Source organism: Nocardiopsis sp. NRRL B-16309, from assembly GCF_001279585.1.
GTDB lineage: Bacteria > Actinomycetota > Actinomycetes > Streptosporangiales > Streptosporangiaceae > Nocardiopsis.
The window spans coordinates 47,182-64,288 of the sequence record NZ_LGEC01000003.1 but is presented as its reverse complement, the minus strand read 5'-3'; the positions used below and the strand labels follow the sequence as shown (position 1 = coordinate 64,288).

General features: G+C 71.4%; 15 protein-coding genes and 3 tRNA genes. 10 read left to right on the top strand and 8 right to left on the bottom strand.

The features are described 5' to 3' along the window. The first annotated feature begins 74 nt into the window (after window positions 1–74). Window positions 75–1,445: an MATE family efflux transporter gene (locus tag ADL05_RS01995; protein WP_053615104.1), complete on the top strand. Its 1,371-nt coding sequence runs from the start codon at window positions 75–77 to the stop codon at window positions 1,443–1,445. 50 nt (window positions 1,446–1,495) lie between these two features. On the opposite strand, the gene ADL05_RS01990 is transcribed toward ADL05_RS01995, so the two are convergent. After that, window positions 1,496–2,131: a TetR/AcrR family transcriptional regulator gene (locus ADL05_RS01990; RefSeq protein WP_053615103.1), complete on the bottom strand. Its 636-nt coding sequence runs from the start codon at window positions 2,129–2,131 to the stop codon at window positions 1,496–1,498. A 197-nt stretch (window positions 2,132–2,328) separates the two neighbouring features. On the opposite strand from ADL05_RS01990, the gene ADL05_RS01985 reads away from it, so the two are divergent. Next, window positions 2,329–3,504 carry an acyl-CoA dehydrogenase family protein gene (locus ADL05_RS01985; protein WP_053615102.1) on the top strand — a complete coding sequence of 392 codons (1,176 nt, stop codon included), beginning with the start codon at window positions 2,329–2,331 and terminating at the stop codon, window positions 3,502–3,504. A 202-nt stretch (window positions 3,505–3,706) separates the two neighbouring features. Here the strand turns inward: ADL05_RS01985 and ADL05_RS01980 are convergent, their stop codons facing one another. The 3 genes from ADL05_RS01980 to ADL05_RS01970 all read right to left on the bottom strand — a co-directional run bounded on the left by ADL05_RS01980 (window position 3,707) and on the right by ADL05_RS01970 (window position 6,349). After that, window positions 3,707–4,081: an FKBP-type peptidyl-prolyl cis-trans isomerase gene (locus ADL05_RS01980; protein ID WP_053615101.1), complete on the bottom strand. Its 375-nt coding sequence runs from the start codon at window positions 4,079–4,081 to the stop codon at window positions 3,707–3,709. Between the two features lie 88 nt (window positions 4,082–4,169). Next, the gene (gene manA, locus ADL05_RS01975) at window positions 4,170–5,354 is read right to left on the bottom strand and encodes a mannose-6-phosphate isomerase, class I (RefSeq protein ID WP_053615100.1); all 1,185 of its coding nucleotides are present in this window, start codon (window positions 5,352–5,354) and stop codon (window positions 4,170–4,172) included. A 443-nt stretch (window positions 5,355–5,797) separates the two neighbouring features. After that, window positions 5,798–6,349, bottom strand: a complete 552-nt coding sequence (locus ADL05_RS01970; RefSeq protein WP_053615099.1) for a TetR/AcrR family transcriptional regulator — start codon at window positions 6,347–6,349, stop codon at window positions 5,798–5,800. Between the two features lie 172 nt (window positions 6,350–6,521). Here ADL05_RS01970 and ADL05_RS01965 point away from each other — a divergent pair, with 172 nt between their 5' ends. Further along, window positions 6,522–8,330: an MFS transporter gene (locus ADL05_RS01965; protein WP_082376037.1), complete on the top strand. Its 1,809-nt coding sequence runs from the start codon at window positions 6,522–6,524 to the stop codon at window positions 8,328–8,330. A gap of 90 nt (window positions 8,331–8,420) precedes the next feature. Here the strand turns inward: ADL05_RS01965 and ADL05_RS01960 are convergent, their stop codons facing one another. Then, entirely contained in the window at window positions 8,421–9,614 is a 1,194-nt protein-coding gene (locus ADL05_RS01960; protein ID WP_053615098.1) for a molybdopterin molybdotransferase MoeA, read from the bottom strand. Window positions 9,615–9,808: 194 nt separating this feature from the next. On the opposite strand from ADL05_RS01960, the gene ADL05_RS01955 reads away from it, so the two are divergent. The 3 genes from ADL05_RS01955 (at window position 9,809) to ADL05_RS01945 (ending at window position 10,081) form a co-directional block, all read left to right on the top strand. Beyond that, a tRNA-Gly gene (locus tag ADL05_RS01955) sits at window positions 9,809–9,881 on the top strand. A gap of 37 nt (window positions 9,882–9,918) precedes the next feature. Then, a tRNA-Cys gene (locus ADL05_RS01950) sits at window positions 9,919–9,992 on the top strand. A gap of 12 nt (window positions 9,993–10,004) precedes the next feature. After that, a tRNA-Val gene (locus ADL05_RS01945) sits at window positions 10,005–10,081 on the top strand. A 96-nt stretch (window positions 10,082–10,177) separates the two neighbouring features. Here the strand turns inward: ADL05_RS01945 and ADL05_RS01940 are convergent. The 3 genes from ADL05_RS01940 to ADL05_RS01935 all read right to left on the bottom strand — a co-directional run bounded on the left by ADL05_RS01940 (window position 10,178) and on the right by ADL05_RS01935 (window position 13,226). After that, complete coding sequence (locus ADL05_RS01940; protein WP_082376035.1) at window positions 10,178–11,386, bottom strand: site-specific integrase; 1,209 nt, start codon at window positions 11,384–11,386, stop codon at window positions 10,178–10,180. Between the two features lie 21 nt (window positions 11,387–11,407). Continuing rightward, entirely contained in the window at window positions 11,408–11,725 is a 318-nt protein-coding gene (locus ADL05_RS29245) for a helix-turn-helix domain-containing protein (RefSeq protein WP_231640572.1), read from the bottom strand. A 682-nt stretch (window positions 11,726–12,407) separates the two neighbouring features. Then, window positions 12,408–13,226, bottom strand: a complete 819-nt coding sequence (locus ADL05_RS01935) for a hypothetical protein (protein ID WP_231640571.1) — start codon at window positions 13,224–13,226, stop codon at window positions 12,408–12,410. A 370-nt stretch (window positions 13,227–13,596) separates the two neighbouring features. On the opposite strand from ADL05_RS01935, the gene ADL05_RS01930 reads away from it, so the two are divergent. The 4 genes from ADL05_RS01930 to ADL05_RS01915 all read left to right on the top strand — a co-directional run bounded on the left by ADL05_RS01930 (window position 13,597) and on the right by ADL05_RS01915 (window position 17,105). Further along, entirely contained in the window at window positions 13,597–14,193 is a 597-nt protein-coding gene (locus tag ADL05_RS01930) for a hypothetical protein (RefSeq protein WP_156365684.1), read from the top strand. Window positions 14,194–14,352: 159 nt separating this feature from the next. Then, complete coding sequence (locus ADL05_RS01925; RefSeq protein WP_231640570.1) at window positions 14,353–14,721, top strand: pilin; 369 nt, start codon at window positions 14,353–14,355, stop codon at window positions 14,719–14,721. A gap of 113 nt (window positions 14,722–14,834) precedes the next feature. After that, the gene (locus tag ADL05_RS01920) at window positions 14,835–16,175 is read left to right on the top strand and encodes a hypothetical protein (protein WP_053615095.1); all 1,341 of its coding nucleotides are present in this window, start codon (window positions 14,835–14,837) and stop codon (window positions 16,173–16,175) included. Continuing rightward, complete coding sequence (locus ADL05_RS01915; protein WP_231640569.1) at window positions 16,176–17,105, top strand: PrgI family protein; 930 nt, start codon at window positions 16,176–16,178, stop codon at window positions 17,103–17,105. Window positions 17,106–17,107 lie beyond the last annotated feature (2 nt).

Sequence of the window (17,107 nt, the reverse complement as noted above, 5' to 3'; positions counted from 1 at the left end):
GCGGAATCAGCCCCCGATACCGAGGAGTCCTGCTTGTCCTGGTCGAAGGCCCGTACGGCGGCCGTGGTGGACCGTTGACCGACGTCCGCTCCGCACCCGCCACGGAGCCGGAGGAGCGTCGGCGCGCCACGGAGGCCCGGCTCTCCCTCGCCCGGCAGACCGGCCGGATCGCGGGCAGGGCGCTGCCGCTGTACCTGTCCATGCTCGCCACCACGCTGGGGAGCATGGTCACCGCGGCGGTACTCGGCCGGACGGACACCGGTGACCTGGCGGCGCACGCGCTGATCATCTCCCTCGTCAACCCGCTGCTGATGGTCGCGCAGGGCTGCCTGCGCGGGGCCATGCCCTTCGTCGCCGAGAACGACCGCGACCCCGCCGCCCTCGCCCGCGTGGTCCGCGACGGCACCTGGCTCGCACTGTGCACGGGGCTGCTCGGCGGCTGCCTGGTCGCCTCGATCCCCCTGTGGGCGCCGCCTCTGGGCGTGGCCGCGCCCACCCTCGCGGCGCTGGGCCCGTCCCCCCTGCTCATGGGGACGTTCGTGGCCGTGGCCTCAATGCGCTCGTCCACGGACATCCTGCTCATCGGGCTCGGCCGCACCCGGACGGTCCTGGCGCTGAGCCTGGTCTCCACCGCGCTGACCGTCACGCTCACGCCCGCCCTGGTCCTGGGCGCAGGGCCGTTCCCGGCGCTGGGCCTGTCCGGCGCGGGCGCCACGATGCTGTTCCAGGGCACCGTCGGGCTCGTTCTGGGCCTGTACGCGTCCCGCCGCCGCACGCTCCTGCGGGGCCGCCGCGTCGGCTGGGGTCCGCCCGCGTGGCCGGGCGTGTGGCGGATCGCCCGGGTGGGCCTGCCCAGCGGCGCGACGCTGGTGATCAAGTTCGGGGCGATGAGCGTGCTGGCCGTGGCGGTCGCCCGCGTGAGCGCGCAGGAGGCGGCCGCGCACCAGCTGCTGGTGGTCGTGGCCACGTTCGCCTTCCTGCCGGCGGCGGCGGTCGGGCAGTCGCTCGTCCCCTCCGCCGCCAGGGCCGCCGCGCGGCGCGACCGGACGGGTGTGCGCCGGGCCGTGCTGGCGGGGTACGCGGTGGCGGTTCCGGTCGTGGCGGGGAGCGCGGCGGTGCTCTGGACGACCGCGGGCCCGCTCGTGGGCCTGCTGACCTCCGACCCGCGGGTGGGCGCCACCGCCGCGGCCCTGCTGCCCGTGCTGTGCGTCGTGGTCGTGGCGGACGCGCTACAGGTGCCGCCGGGGATGGGGCTCCTGGGGATCAAGCACCCCCGGCCGTCGATGTACGCGTTCGCCGTCTGTTACGGGGCCCTCGCCCTCGCCGCGCTTCCGCTGGCGCGGATCGGCGGGCTGCCGCTGCTGTGGGGCGCCTACGCGACGACGACCTGCGGTCTGGTGGTCGCGCAGGCCACCGCGTTCCGGCTGCGGTCCGCGCGTGTCTGAGGCGCACGGGTCCGTGGCCCCGCCTGGGCGCGGAACCGCGGAGCCGCGGCTCAGGTGTGGGCGCGGACGTCGTCGTAGACGCGGGTGAGCCCGTCCAGGAAGGCCGAGAGCGCGAGCTCGAAGCTGGCGTCGTCGATCTCCGTGGCGTGCTCCGCCAGGCGGTGCGCCTGGGAGAGGTTCGGGTAGCGGTCGCGGTAGACGCGGACGTCGTCGTCGAAGCCGCGCGCGAAGGAGTTCGTGGCCGCTCCGACCACCAGGTACTTGGTCGAGGCGCCGATCATGGTGGCGTACTTGGGCGGCCATCCGGCGTTGACCAGGCCCCCGTGCACGATGTCGGCCCGGCGCAGGGCCTCCTCCCGCCGCCCGGGGCCGGAGGCGATCACCGGCACCAGGTTGGGGTGCTCCGCCAGGGCGTCGCGGTAGGAGCGCGCCCACCGGGCCAGGCCCTCCCGCCAGTCGCCGAGGTCGAAACCGGACACGTCGATGCGGGTGGTGACCTCGTCGGCGATCTCGGTGAGCAGCTCCTCCTTGGTCCGGTAGTGGCTGTAGAGGGAGGCCGCCTGCACGTCGAGTTCCTGGGCGAGTTTGCGCATGGAGACGCCTTCGAGGCCGTCCCTGTCGATGAGGGTCAGAGCCGCCTGACGGATGGCGGGCTTGCTCAGGATCGGCGTCTTGGGTCGGGCCACGGAAGGATCCCCTTCTCCGCTGTGGTGGACGTTCCGGCCTGTCCGGCGTCCGCGCTGATCATCGCATGCCGGTCCGGCCCCGTGGCACGTCGGCGGCGTTCCCGCCGGTACCGGGACCCGGCCCCCTCTTGCACCAGCGGCGGTGGACATCGTACGCTCGGGTAACCGAACAGTGTTAGGTTATTGGGGAGCAGGCCGTGATCGATTTCTCATTGAGCGAAGAGCAGCGCGCCGTCCGGGACTGGGTCCGGACCTTCGTGGAGCGGGAACTGATGCCGCTGGAGAACGAGGTGCTGCGCCGCGAGCGCGAGGGGCACCCCCCGGGGCTCAACGCCGACGAGCGCAAGAACCTGCAGGCCCTGGCGCGCAAGTCCGACTTCTGGGGCGTGGAGACGCCCGTGGAGTACGGCGGCATGGGACTGGACCCCATCACCGCGGCCATCATCGAGACCGAGCTCGGCCGTACCTTCCTGACCTTCAAGTTCGGCGGCGAGGCCGACAACATCCTCTACTACGCCAACGAGGAGCAGAAGGAGCGCTACCTGCTGCCCACCATCGCCGGTGAGCGCAGATCCAGCTTCGCCATCACCGAACCCGGTGCCGGGTCCGACGCCAAGGCGATCCGCACCCGCGCGGTCCGCGACGGCGACGAGTGGGTCATCAACGGGGAGAAGACCTTCATCACCAGCGGTGACGAGTCCGACTTCACGATGGTCTTCGCCGTGACCGACCCGGACAAGGGCGCCAACGGCGGGGTGACCTGCTTCCTCGTCGACCGGGACATGGGCTGGACCTCCGAGCCGATCGACACCATGGGCGAGCGGCGACCGGCGTCGCTGGTCTTCCAGGACGTGCGCGTGCCGCACGCCAACATCCTGGGCGAGGAGGGCCAGGGCTTCGCCCTGGCGATGAAGTGGATCGGCAAGGGCCGCTACCTGCTGCCCGCCCGCGCGCTGGGCGGCTGCGAACGGCTGCTGGGCATGGCCATCGAGCACGCCAAGTCGCGGCACACCTTCGGCGCGCCGATCGCCGACCGCCAGGCCATCCAGTGGATGATCGCCGACTCCCAGATGGAGATCGAGGCGCTGCGCCTGCTGGTGCTGCACGCCGCCTGGCAGGTCGAGCAGGGCCGCGACTCCCGGCACGCGCAGTCCATCGCCAAGCTGTTCGGCGGTGTGAAGGCCAACGAGATCGTCGACCGGGTGATGCAGATCCACGGCGGCATGGGGTACACCCGCGAGCTGCCGATCGAACGCTGGTACCGGGACCTGCGGCTGCTGCGGATCTTCGAGGGCACCGACGAGATCCAGCGCCGCACGATCGCCCGCGACCTGCTCAAGGGCCACGTGACGGTGGGCGCAACCCTCGGGTAGGACGCGGGAGCAAGGAGGGGGCCCGTGCCGTGTGTGGGAGCACGGCACGGGCCCTCCCGTCGCCCGCCAACGCCCGGAAGCGCGCTGCGCGCGAGAACGGGCTACCACCCTCAACGGACACCGCAGGCGCAGCCCCACCCTCCCGTCACCCGCCAACGCCCGGAAGCGCGCTGCGCGGCCCGGACCGGCGGGCGGTTCGGTGCTAGCTGACGCCGACCAGGTCGACGACGAACACCAGGGTCTCGCCCGGCTTGATGACGCCGCCGGCGCCGCGGTCGCCGTAGGCCAGGTGCGGCGGGATGACCAGCTTGCGGCGACCGCCCACGCGCATCCCCATGACGCCCTGGTCCCAGCCCTGGATGACCTGGCCGGAGCCCAGGCGGAAGCGCAGCGGCTCGCCGCGGTTCCAGCTGGCGTCGAACTCCTCGCCGGAGGAGTGGGCGACGCCCACGTAGTGCACCTCGACGGTGCTGCCGTGTCCGGCCTGCTCGCCCTCACCGATCTGCTCGTCGGTGGCGACCAGCTCGGCGGGCGGCGGACCGTCGATGAAGTCGATCTCGGGACGTTCGAGCGCCATGGTGCAACCCCTTGTCAGTACTACGGGAACAGAAGGGCCCAGGCTATCCGCGTGAGAACGCGCTCCGGTGCGGACCGGCCGGAGGACCCTACGCCTCGCCGACGGTGGCCGCGACCACGTGCCCGTGTCCCTCGACCTTGATCGGCCCGCTCCCCGCCTGCACGAACACCGACTCCCCGCGCTGGAGGACGAGCCCCTCCCCCACCTCGGCGACCAGCTCGACCTGGCCGTGCAGGGCCAGCACCACGGACGGCCCCTCACCGGGCAGGTGCGCGGTGATGCGCCCCGGACCGATCTCGTGCAGCGCGAACTCCGGGGCGGCGGGCCGGAACTCCCGGCGGCCGTCCAGGAACGCGGGGCGGGCGTAGGGGATCGGCAGGACCGCGAAGTCCACCACGTCCAACAGCTCGGGGGCGTCCACGTGCTTGCAGGTCAGGCCCGCCCGCAGCACGTTGTCGGAGCTGGCCATCACCTCCACCGCGGTCCCCTGGAGGTAGGCGTGCAGGTTGCCCGCGGGCAGGTACAGCGCCTGGCCCGGCCAGAGGGTGATCCGGTTCAGCAGCAGGGACGCGACCGCTCCGGGGTCGCCGGGGTAGCGCTCGGCGAGGTCGACGACGATGTCGGTGTGCGCGCCCCGCGGCCCGGATCCGGCCCACTCGGCGACGAAGTCCCCGATCAGGCGGGCGCGGTCGTCCTCGGGCAGGGTGAGCAGCAGGGTCAGGGCCGCGCGCAGGGCGTCGTGGGTGTCGGGCAGCGCCAGACCGGCACGCAGCCGCGTCGCGAGTTCGCAGGTCAGACCGCGCAGATCGGCCTGGGCCGCGGCCGGCTCCCGGAATCCGCACAGGGCCTCGAACGGCTCCAGCGCGAGCAGGAGCTCGGGCTTGTGGTGGGGATCGCGGTAGTTGCGGTGCGCCGCGTCCACGGGGATCCCCCGGCGCTCCTCGGCGTCGAACCCGGCGCGGGCGCGCGCGGCGTCCGGGTGCACCTGCAGGGAGAGCGGGGCCTCCGCGGCCAGGTACTTGAGCAGGAAGGGCAGCCGCGACCCGTAGCGCTCGGCGGCGCTGGGCCCCAGGACCCGGCGGGGGTCGTCGGCGATCAGCCGGGGCAGGGGCAGCGGCCCGTCCTCGCAGTGCGCGGTGCTCGGCGCGCCGTGGTGGGCTCCCAGCCAGAGCTCGGCCTGGGGGGTGCCGTCCGGTTCGGTGCCCAGCAACCGCGGGATGGCCGTGCGGGCACCCCAGGCGTACGGCCGTACCTGGTTGGTGAGCCTGTGCATCCGCCCCCCGCTTTCCCGTCTGCGCGTTCTCACCCCGCCGACGTCCCCGAGCGAGGTGGGAACAGTCTCGCGAACAGCTTCAGTCCTGGTCGACACGGCACGCCCTACTCCTCGAGGTAGTGCACACTTCACCCCTTCGGTCGGGCGAGCACCCGACGACCGCGGGCCCTCGCGTCGACCAAGAAGTTACTGGGAAGTAAATCATGATCCCCAACACGTGAAAAGCACCACATGGTCACCTTCCCGGGACCGCCCGCATACGGCGGATCCCCTGACCACGGGGCTTTCGGGGCCCTTCCGGGGCCGCGGAAAACCGGTGGCCGACCCCCGGTCGCGGGCGTACCGTTTCCTGGTCGTGATCTTTCCCCGGGCGGACGGACGGACACCTCCACCCGCGCCGCACGGGGCCGACCGGGACCCGGACCGGTGGTGCCGGCACGGCGTCATCGCGGGCGCCGCACCTTGTCGGAGGCCTCCACGAGACGGTCGAACACGTCCTGGGTGAGCTGGGGGTCGGGCTGGGGGAGCCCGGCGATGGCCGCCATGTACAGGCCGTCCCCGGCCCGCAGGATGATCTCGGCCAGCACGGGGTCGGTGAGCTCCTCGTGCAGCAGTTCGCCCCACCGGGTGAACAGGTACCGCACGAGCTCGGCGGCCTCCTCGGGCATGTCCTCCTTGCTGCGCAGGGCGGCGATGACCGACCAGTACAGCTCGCGCTCCTCCGCGCTGCGGGGCAGCGAGGTGCGCAGGAAGACGCGGACGACGCCCTCGCCGCTCTCCACCGCCTCGCGGAACTCCTCCTCGGCCAGGGCGGAGAGGCGCTCGATGAGGCCGGTGATCAGGGCCGCCTTGGACGGGAAGTGGTAGAGCAGCCCGCCCTTGGAGACGGAGGCCGCGCGGGCCACCGCCTCCAGGGTCACCCCGGAGTGGCCCTCGTCGATGAGGATGTCCTGGAGCGCGTCGAGGATGCGGTCGCGTGTGGTGGAAGCGTTCACGATTGACACTGTACCGGCTGGACGGTACTGTACCGTCTGGACGGTTCATACTGGCCGGAGGTCTCCCTCCCGCCAACCGTCCCCGCCGAGCCCGGAGCCCGCAGCCTCCCGCCCGGCGAACGGCGGGCCCGGAACCGGGCGCCGCCCCACCAGCGACACGTAACGAGGAAAGATGAGCACCGCCAAGGCCGGGCACGGCACCACCGACGCGCGCGGCGCCCAGGGCGCCGGACCGGCCCTCGCCGGACCGCGCGAGTGGGCCGCGCTCGCCGTCCTGGTCCTTCCCGTCGTCCTGATCTCGGTCGACATGACCGTGCTCGGGTTCGCCGTCCCCGAACTGAGCGAGGGGCTGCGGCCCACCTCCGGACAGCTGCTGTGGATCATCGACATCTACGGCTTCGTCCTGGCCGGGCTGCTGGTCACCATGGGGTCGCTCGGCGACCGCGTCGGCCGACGACGCCTGCTCATGGTGGGCTCGGCCGCCTTCGGCGGGGCCTCCCTGCTGGCCGCCTTCGCGCCCACGCCCGAGGTCCTGATCGTCGCCCGCGCCATGCTCGGCGTGGCGGGCGCGTCACTGATGCCCTCCACCCTGTCCCTGCTGCGCAACATGTTCCTGGACGCGCGCCAGCGGCTGCTGGCCATCGCCATCTGGGCGTCCGGCTTCTCCGCCGGCGCCGCCCTGGGCCCGATCCTGGGCGGATGGCTCCTGGAGCACTTCTTCTGGGGGTCGGTCTTCCTGATCAACCTGCCGGTGATGGCGCTGATCCTGGTCCTGGTCCCGCTGCTGGTGCGCGAGTCGCGCGACCCGTCGCCGGGCCGGCTCGACCTGCCCAGCGTGGCGCTGTCGCTGGGCGCGATGCTGCCCGCCGTGTACGGCGTCAAGAAGCTGGCCACCGAGGGACCCGCCCTGGCCCCGCTCGCGGCGCTGGTGCTGGGTCTGGCGCTGGGGTACGTGTTCGTGCGCCGGCAGACGACGCTGGCCCACCCGCTGATCGACGTGGACCTGTTCCGGTCCCGCGTGTTCAGCGTGGCGGTCGCCACGAACCTGATGATCGTGTTCTCGCTGGTCTCGTCGCTGTTCTTCCTGACGCAGTACCTGCAGCTGGTCCTGGGCATGTCGCCCATGCGCGCCGGATACGTCCTGGTGCCGGGCCTGGTGCTGTCCGTGCTGACCAGCTTCGTGGCCGTGCGGGTCGCGCGCAGGCTGAGCCTGGCCGCGGTCATCGGTTCGGCGCTGGTGGTCACGGCGTCCGGCTTCGCCGTGCTGGTGTTCACGTCCGCGAACGACGCCGCCACGGGCGTGGTGCTCGTGGCGGTGGGCTTCGCGCTCATCGCCGCCGGGGCCGGGTTCGCCGAGACGCTGACCAACGGCGCCATCATGAGCGCGGCCCCGCCCCAGCGCGCCGGTGCCGCCTCGGCGATCTCCGAGACCGCCTACGAACTGGGCGGCGCCCTGGGCGTGGCGGTCCTCGGCAGCGTGCTCACGGCCTACTACCGGGCGAACCTGACCGAGGTCGAGGGCGTGCCCGCGGGTGCGACCGACACCGCCCGGGAGACCCTGGGCGGCGCGGCCGACGCCGCCGCCGGGCTGGGCGGGCCGGCCGGGACCGACCTCCTGGCGGCCGCGCGGGACGCGTTCACCAGCGGCATGCACCTCACCAGCGGGATCGCCGTGGTGATCGTGCTGGCGGCCGCGGTCCAGGCGTGGCTACTGCTGCGCGGCCGCGCCAACCCGGCCGTGGACAACGGGCCCGCGGTGTCCGCGGTGCCGGGATCCGAGGCCGCGGCATCCGGGGACGGCACGTCCGGGGACGGCACGTCCGGGGCCACGACGTCCGGGGACGGCACGTCCGGGGGCACGGCCTCCGGCGCGGCGCCGTCCGGGTCGGCGGAGGCCCCGGTGTCCGGACCGGCCGAGGAGAGCAGCGGAAGCGACACCGGGCAGGACCAGGCACCGGCGGACACGGCCGGGAACGCGTAGGACGCCCGACCGACCCGACGACGGCCCCGGGGCATCCCCTCGGGGCCGTCGTACCTGCGGCGGGGCCGTCGTTGGTGCGGGGTGCCGGGGTCAGGGCAGGTTCAGCAGCTCGACGGGGGCGTCGTCCCACCGGGGCGGGACGACGGCGTAGGCGTCGGCCAGGGCCGCGCCCCGCAGACTGCCCGGGCGGTCGTGGCCGACCGGCCGCGCGCGTGGGCCGACCAGGCGCACCGGCAGCAGCCGGGTGTCGCGCGGGTGCGCGGCGACCCCTCCCTCCAACGCGACCGTGCCCGGCGCCCGCGCCGGATCCCGGCGGCCCGCGAGGGCGCTCACCAGGGGCACCAGCAGAGTCAGGATCGCGACCAGGGCGGCGCCCGGGTTCCCGGGCAGCCCCACGAACGCGGTGCCGCCCCGGTGCGCCAGGACCTGGGGGTGGCCGGGTCGGCAGGCGACCCCGTCCACCACGGTCTCCGCGCCGACCTGTTCCAACACCGCGCGCAGGTGGTCGGCGGGCCCCTTGGAGGACGAACCGCACACCACGACCACGTCCGTCCCGCCCTCCGTGACCGCCTCCGCCAGGGCCGCGCGGTCGTCGCCCAGATGGCGTACACCGCACAGCTCGGCGCCGGCCCAGCCGAGGAACCCCGGCACCAGGGGGCCGATGGCGTCGCGCACGCGCCCCTCGCCCGGCAGGCCCGACGTGGTCAGTTCGTCGCCGGTCACCAGGACCGACACCCGGGGCAGGAGCACCGGGAGGGTGTCGTGGCCCAGGCCCGCGGCCAGCCCCAGCACGGCGGGGGTCACCCGGGCGCCGCGCGTGAGGACGGTCTCTCCGGGGGCGGTCTCCTCCCCCGCCCAGCGCACGTGTCGGCCGCGCTCGATCTCTCCGCCGACCACGCCCTCGTCCAGCGCGGCTCGCTCGTAGGGCAGGACGCTCTCCGTGCCCTTGGGCACGCGCGCGCCGGTGGCGATCTCCACGGCCTGCCCGGGCGCCAGGGCCTCGCGCGTACTCGGCGCGCCCGCGAGCTGCGTACCGACCAGACGCCAGGGCCCCGGCCCGGCCACCGCGTAGCCGTCCATGGCGGAGGCGTCGAAGGCGGGCAGGCCCACCAGGGCGGTGACGTCGGCTCCCAGGACACCGCCCAGGGCCCGGCCCAGCGGCAGGTCCCGAGGGGCGGGCGCGAGTTCCGCGCCGAGCCGCTCAGCGGCCTCGCGGGCGCGCGGCCACTCCCTGTGCGCGCCGGGCGGTCCCCCGACCCGGGAGGCGTGGTCGCTCCAGCTCATGCGGTCTCCCCGTCGTGCGCGTGCTCCCATTGTCCACCAGGGCGGCCGCCCGCGGAGGAGCGGGCGCCCGACCCCTCCGCGGAACCCGCGTACCGGCCTCTTCCAGCGCCGATTTGCCGTCTGCGGACTTTCCGCTAGAGTTCTTATCAGCAGCACGGCGGGGGCCACGGAAACGGGGCCCGCCCGAGCAGCAAGCGGACGTGGCTCAGCTGGTAGAGCATCACCTTGCCAAGGTGAGGGTCGCGGGTTCGAATCCCGTCGTCCGCTCGGAGAAGGCGGGAGTGAGCAGTCACTCCGTGCACTCGGTGGAGTGGCCGAGAGGCGAGGCAGCGGCCTGCAAAGCCGTCTACACGGGTTCAAATCCCGTCTCCACCTCCACACGCTTCACGCGGGCGATTAGCTCAGTTGGTTAGAGCGCTACCTCGACACGGTAGAGGTCACAGGTTCGAGTCCTGTATCGCCCACCACAGCTTCTGCAGGTCAGAGGCCGTCCAACGGTCCTCTTCAGATTTTCTTCGTGTTGGTCATGGAGAGAATCTGGAGATGATCTTGCATCTCCAGGCTCATGAAGCCTTCTGCTCGCCCTCAACAGGGTAGTACTCACGCAGCCGCGGGACCATCTCCATCAAACGATCCCGCTCTCTGGGGCTCAGCGCCCGCACACTCCCCCGCCACCGGCGCTCCAGCGCGGCCAGGACCTGTTCCTTCATGGTCGGGGTCACGTGCTCGTAGACGTTGGCCATGCCCGGCATCCGGTGCCCGAGCCGAGCCGCCCGCGCCACCTCGGGGATCCCGTCCTCAGCCAGCCACGTGCGATGGGTGTGGCGTCCCTCATTGAAGGTGAACCCCGGCAGGACCGGCGCACGCAGCCACGCCAGATCGCTGCGCGGATCACCATCGAACGCGGGCCGCCAGAACCGGGCACGGAAGTTGCCCCGCCGCAGCATCCCGCCGCGACTGCCGGTGAACACCAGGGCCTGCTCGCTGTCGGCCACCAGGTCGGTGTACACCGCGTTGAGGAAGTCGGGCAGCTGCAGCCAGCGCTTGCCCGCCGGGGTCTTGGGCCGCTTGGCCTTGCTCATCTTGCCGGCGGACTCACGCAGTGGCGTACGCACCGGCACGGCCCTGTTCACCTCGTCGTACTCGTGAGGCTCCAGTGCCACCAGTTCCGACCAGCGCGCCCCGGTGTAGCCGTCCATCAGCGCCAGCACGAACCCCGCCTGTCCGAAGGAGTGGTGCAGCCGCATGGCCGCCCGCAGGACCTGCACGGGAGTGGCCACCTGCCGGTCGGCCTCGTAGTCACCGGAGGAGACACGGACCCCGTTGCACGGGTTGGCCGGGATGCGGCGGGCTCGCACCGCCACGTTCAGGACCGTGGAGAACAGGGCGAAGACCGAGGACACACTCGGCTCGGCCAACTCCTCGTGCATCTCGTTGACCCAGGCCTGGATTTCGATGTGGCTGTTGAAGATGCTGATCAACGGCCAGTCCTCCCACTGCGGCAGCAGATGGGTGTCCAGGTAGGACTGGTACTTGGCCCGGGTGGTCTCCGCCAGGCGCGCCTGGGCCAACCACGTCTGTGCGAAGTCGCCGAAGGCGATCTCACAGTCCTCGGGCGCGATCCACGTGCGGCGCCGAACCTCGGCTTCCTGTTCCTCCGCCCAGTGCAGAGCGGCTTCCTTGGTGTCGAACCCCGACTTCGACCCCCACAGGCCGTTGGGGCGCTTGTAGCGGGCTCGCCAGGTCTTGGCGAGCCGTTCGGCGTAGGCCATGCGTACTCCTTGCGTACGGACTCATTCGGATGTTGTCTGGCTGGCAGGCCCGGACACGGGGGCACGGTGTCCGGCACGGATGATCTGTTCGAGGTCAGCGGAGCTGAAGCGCAGGTGCTTGCCGATGAAGGTGCACGGCACCTGCCGCGCGGAGGCGCGCTTGCGCAACCAAGACTCGGGGACCTTGAGCAGGGCGGCGGCTTCTCCGGGAGTGAAGACCTCAGGAAGTGCTCCCTCAGCCTTGTCACGCCGCCCGCCAGAGTTTGCAGCGTAATCGCGTCTCTGCTGTTCAGAAACCCTTTTGCCGCGCCGGTTCGGTGGCTCTGTCCGCTCGGTCACTTGGCACTCCCAACCCGTGCCGCGGCACCCATTGAAGTGCCGCGGCATGCCGCAGGCTGGCCTGATTCCGCCTCGGCACTCCGCCTGGGCTGTCCCTGAGTTCCGGTTCCGGTCGGCTCGGCTACCGCTCTGCCGATCACCGCTTCCCGCCGCCGGATCCCGGGTTCGTACTCGTCCCATGCGTACGTGGCCAGCAGCTCGGCATACGCGGAGCTGCCGTGCCGGTATGCGAACCGATGACTGCAGAGGCCAGCGTGGGGCACCCTCGTCAACCTCGCTGCAGTGCGCCGTCCTTCACACTGTCGTCGGCGCGGGACACGGCCAGCAGTATGCCGCTGCTGCACCCGCAGGTGCCGGAGTACGCAGTGCGGATGCGTGCGTACACAGGAGTGTGGGTTGGATGACAGAGCGCATAGGACGGGCGCACCCGGCGCCCATACCGCAAGCGCTCCCCCGGATCGGTAGGACCGCTGCCCCTGCCATTCGCACCCGAGGTAAGCAACAAGGCGTATGCCACCACGGCGGTGACATTCGCCTAGATCCGGGGCATCGTCAGCCGCCCGCAGCAGGTCGGCGTTGCCGCCCGGTGCCGCGACCACGCCCTTGTCGAGTCCGGCGTAGGCAGTGCACAACGAGGCGATCGTCAAGTCCCGCCTCGGCATCAGCAGCGGCAGGTAGGCGGTCATGGGTTCTCACCGTCCGGGGCCGTCGGCTCATGGTTGTCGCCGCGGCATGCCCAGGGTGAGCAGCCCTCCGGTTCGGGACCGGAATCGATGCCGAGATCGACGTCCCGAAGGGGTCGCCGCGAGGGATGGAGGTAGTAATTGCCCCTCATCGGCATGCCACTTCGTGTTGCCGCGGGGTGGCCGCGCCGGATGGCGGCATCGAAGGCGACCGCGTCCTCGAACTCCTCCGGTGCCGTGGCCTTCATCTCGGCCCACGAACTGCTGCTCCGGTAGGGACAGCCGATGCACGCCGACCGCGGGGTGTCGCCCCATCCGTGGGCGGTGAGGTGGGCCCTGCAGTCCCGCCGGGTCCACCCGATGTCCAGCAAGGGGAAGACGTTCCTCATGTAGCGGACGTCGGCGTCCTTGGCGCGGTGGACCTCGTCCAGGCTGATGCCGATCGCCTGCTGTGCGTACACACCCGACGGAACGCGTACGGGGTGCGGGTAGCCGAGCAGGCGCCGGACCTCGGCCTTGAGTGGCCGGATCTTGTACTCGGCGGTGCACTGGCGCCGAGCCATGCCGCGCTCCCCGTGCGGGCCGCGGACGAACAGCGGCATGGACGCGAACCGGTGTTCCTCATCGAGGGCGTCGTTGCGGATGTTGCCGGCGCTGACGCGGATCACGGGAATGCTGACGTCCGCAGCCGCCGCTTCGAGCCGCTCCAGATGGCGGTAGACGCGCTCAGGCTCCCATCCGGTGTCGGCGAACAGGGCGTAGTCGAACTTGGGGATCGCGCCTTGAGCGGCGAGCAGGAGCAGGGTGCTGGACTGCACTCCGGCCCCGAGTGAGAGCACTCGCAGGGCGGGCGGGGCATCGTGTGGGTGGCGCATGGGGGTGTCGGCTTCGTCTTGTGTGCCTCACCCTCTATTTGCGATCGATATCGCGGTTTGCGGCCACCTGCGAACGCACATTCTGCGATCCGCATAGTCGTGCGCGCGTACGCGTGCTGACGGTCTGCGCACTTTGTGCTGATCAGGCCTGGGGTCATGGTGATCCGCCTTCTCGAAAGGGGTCACCATGTCTGCGCCCTCTACAGTCCCCGCCGCTTCCCCTCTGGTCGTCGTTCGGCGGGAGTTCGAGACGCTGATTCGGCCACCGGACCCGCTCGTCCTGGAGGTCCCTACACCGCACGGGCCCGAGCCCGTGGACCTGGCGCTGCTCGCGAGGCGGCTCCCACGGCTGGAGCGCGAATTCTCCGATGCGGTGTGGCGGATACTCATCGAGCACGTACGCAGCAAGGGCGGCGTGTGGGTGGTGGCCGCGGTGGGGTTGGCGACCTCGGCCCTGTGGTCGGTCGCCGATCGCGTCTCACGGGGCCGACCGTTCGGCCGCCGCCGTGAGGAGTTGGAAGCCGAGCTGGTCGCAGCCTTCGTCGCTGAGCTGCACGCGGTCGATGTCACTCCGCCGAATGTGCTGGGGCGGATGTGGGCGTCGGTGTACCGGGTCGGACAGCGGTGGCGCTACAGCGCCAAGCGCGACCTCGCCCAGCTCACCGGAACCTGCGAGGCACACACCCGACCCGAAGCCGAGGGCCACCCCGAAACGCCTCTGGCTGCCTTGGTGCGGGCCGGGCTGATCACCGCGGTCGAGGCCGAGCTGATCGCCGCCACACGCCTGGACCGGCGTCCCCTGCACGAAGTCGCCGACCGACTCGGAGTGGCGTTCCGCACGGCTCAGCGCCGACGCCGGCGAGCCGAATCGGTCGCAGTCGCGTGGCTACGGAAAGAAATTTCGGGCTGAGATGGCCGCAAACGGCGATCTCGATCGCAACCAGTAGATGACAGCGGCTACGCGCTGTCGCCCACTCGGGCGGTGGGGTGGTCTGTGTGCCTCGCCCGTGACGCCGTAACGCGAAAGGAGAACGGCTCCCCCACCGCCCCTCCTCCTGGAGGTGCTCAGGTGCTCAACACTCGACGTCGGCACACCCGCCCCCTCGCCCCGACCACGATCGGCTTCATCCTGATCCTCACCCTCCTCGCGTTGGCCGGCGATGCCGCTCCAGCTCTGGCACAGGGAATCGAGGATCCCGGGGTCAGCGACCTGGACACGGTCATCACCAACATCCGCAATTGGATCGTCGGCCTGCTGGTGGTGCTCGCGACGCTGCTGCTCACGATCGGCGGGCTGCGCTACCTGCTGGCCGGGGGCGACCCGGGCGAGGTCAACAAGGCCAAGGACACCCTCAAGTACGCCGCGCTGGGCTACCTGGTCGCGGTCCTGGCACCGATTCTCGTGCAGATCCTGCGGGGTTTCGTGGGGGTGTCGTGAGACCCCGGATGCTCGCTCTGGCGACCGTGGTCGGAGCTGTGGTGTTGTTGCTCGGCGTCCCTGCTGCGGAAGCCGGCACGGTTCCTGTAGCTCCCGCAGTGGTACCGGCTGACGTGCCGGACGCCGAGGCTCCGGTCACGGACCCGGACGAGTGCGGGCTCACTGACGTGAGCTGTCGGCTCACCGTCGGCTTCTATCTGTGGGTGGTCGGTCTCATCGCGGACCTGATCAACACGACGATCACCGCCTTGGTCACGCCCGCGTTGTTCACGCCTCCGCCGACGGCGGGCATCGAAGAGGCCTGGAGTACATCCCGCACGGTCGCCAATGCGCTGTTCCCGCTGGTGGTCGTGGCCGCCGGGGTCCTCCTGATGTCCTACCAAACGGTGCAGTCCTCCACTGCGGTGAAGGACCTCCTTCCCCGGCTGGTGCTCGGCTTCGTCGGAGCCAACGCGTCCTGGCTGCTCACCGACATGGTGCGTGAACTGGGCAACGGGATTGCGCTCAGCATGTTCGACGGGGCCGCCACCGTCGAGAACCTCACCAGGACCCTCACCAGGGTCCTGAGCAACCCCATCGGTGAGCTGTTGACCGTGGTGCTCATGATGTTGGTCGCCGCCCTGCTGTGGTTCTTCTTCGTCCTGGCGATCTGGATCCGCATCATCCTGTGGTTCCTTCTGACCGCTGTGGCGCCGTTGGCCCTGGCCTGCCACGCGCTCCCCCAGGCCGATGGGCTGGCCCGTATGTGGTGGCGCGCCGTGGCCGCGCTGATCCTGGTCCAGATCGGCCAGGCCCTGGTCATGCGGATCATGGTCGCGGTCTTCCTGAACCGGGACAGCGGGCTGACCCCCGAGGGTGCAGGAAGCATCTTCGACGTCCTCCTGCTGATCGCCTGCCTGTACGTGCTCATCCGCATCCCGTTCTGGGCGTTCAAACGGGTCTTCAACTACCAGGCATCGCCGATCGTGAGCGCGGCGAAGTTCGCCGTGTCCCTGGTGGTGTTCCGCAACATCGGCAAGGCGCTGTCCTCGCGCCAAGGAGCGCAGTCAGCGACCCGGGTGGCCGCGACTCGATCCGCCCAGCCACGTCCCACACCGTCCGCACCGACGTCACCGGCTCCGGCCAGGCCGGCGAGGTGGACGCAGCCGGAACTACCGGACTTCTCCGCCCGGTTGCCCTACCGGCAGGACCCGCTGCCGGGCATCGACCGGCACATCGATCGGAGGTCGCAGGCTCGCCTGCGCGAACGACGCCGCTACTACCAGCCCGAATTCCCCCGACCACGGCAGTGCCCCGCTCCGCAGCGGCAACAGGACCCGTTGCCGCACTGGCGCGAGCCCGCATGGCGGCAGGAGCCACTCCCAGGTGCCCGACACATCCCGGCGCCACGTCCCCGCCCTCAGCAGGACGCGCTGTTCGATCCCCCTCGAAACCGTCGCCGAAGGAGGCCCTGAGTGTCGCGTGTACGGATGCCCGCCGACGTGGAGCGTGAGGACAAGATCCTCGCCGGTCTGACCGCACGCCAACTGCTGATCATCGGTGCCCCCGGCATCGGAGTGTGGGCGGCCTACACCAGCTTCAGCCATCTAGTGCCCCCGCTCGTGTTCGTCATCGCCGCCGTGCCGGTGATGGGCGCGGCCGTGGCAGCCGCTCTGGTCAAGCGGGACGGACTGAGCCTGGACCGCCTGCTGGTGGCTGCTGTGCGGTTCGTCCGCTCCCCCCGGCGACGGGCCACCGGGTCTCCGCCTGCGGCCAGGGTGCCTTCCTGGATCGATGCCACCCCCACCGAGCTACCGGCCCCGTTGGACCTGCCAGTGCGCTCCATCGGTGACGACGGCGTCATCGACCTGGCCGAACACGGCTGCGCGCTGATCGTGTCGTGTTCGACGGTGTCCTTCGCTCTGCGGACGCCCACCGAGCAGGCCGGTCTGGTGAACGGCTTCGCGTCCTATCTCAACTCGTTGTCGGCTCCGGTGCAGTTCCTGATGCGGGCCGAGTCGATTCGGCTGGACCCCCTCGTGGACGCCCTGGACCAGGCGGCACCGGCCCTACCGCATCCGGCAGTGGAGCGCGCCGCCCGCGCCCACGCCGACTACCTGTCCGAGCTGTCCCAGACCCGAGACCTGCTGCGGCGGCAGATCCTGCTCGTGCTGCGCGAGAGCGGTGGCGATGCCGCCCATGCCGCCCTGACGCTGCGGCGCCGCGCCGAGGATGCCGTGCGTGCCCTGGCTGTGGCCGGCTCACGCGCCTCAGTGCTCACCGGTGCCGAAGCCGCCGGGGCGCTCGCCTCGGCTGCCGATCCGTCCAGCCGCCACGTGCCGCCCGAAGGACTTTCCGCACCAGGTGCCGTGGTCACCGGACCCATCACCCGTGAGGAGGGGTGAAA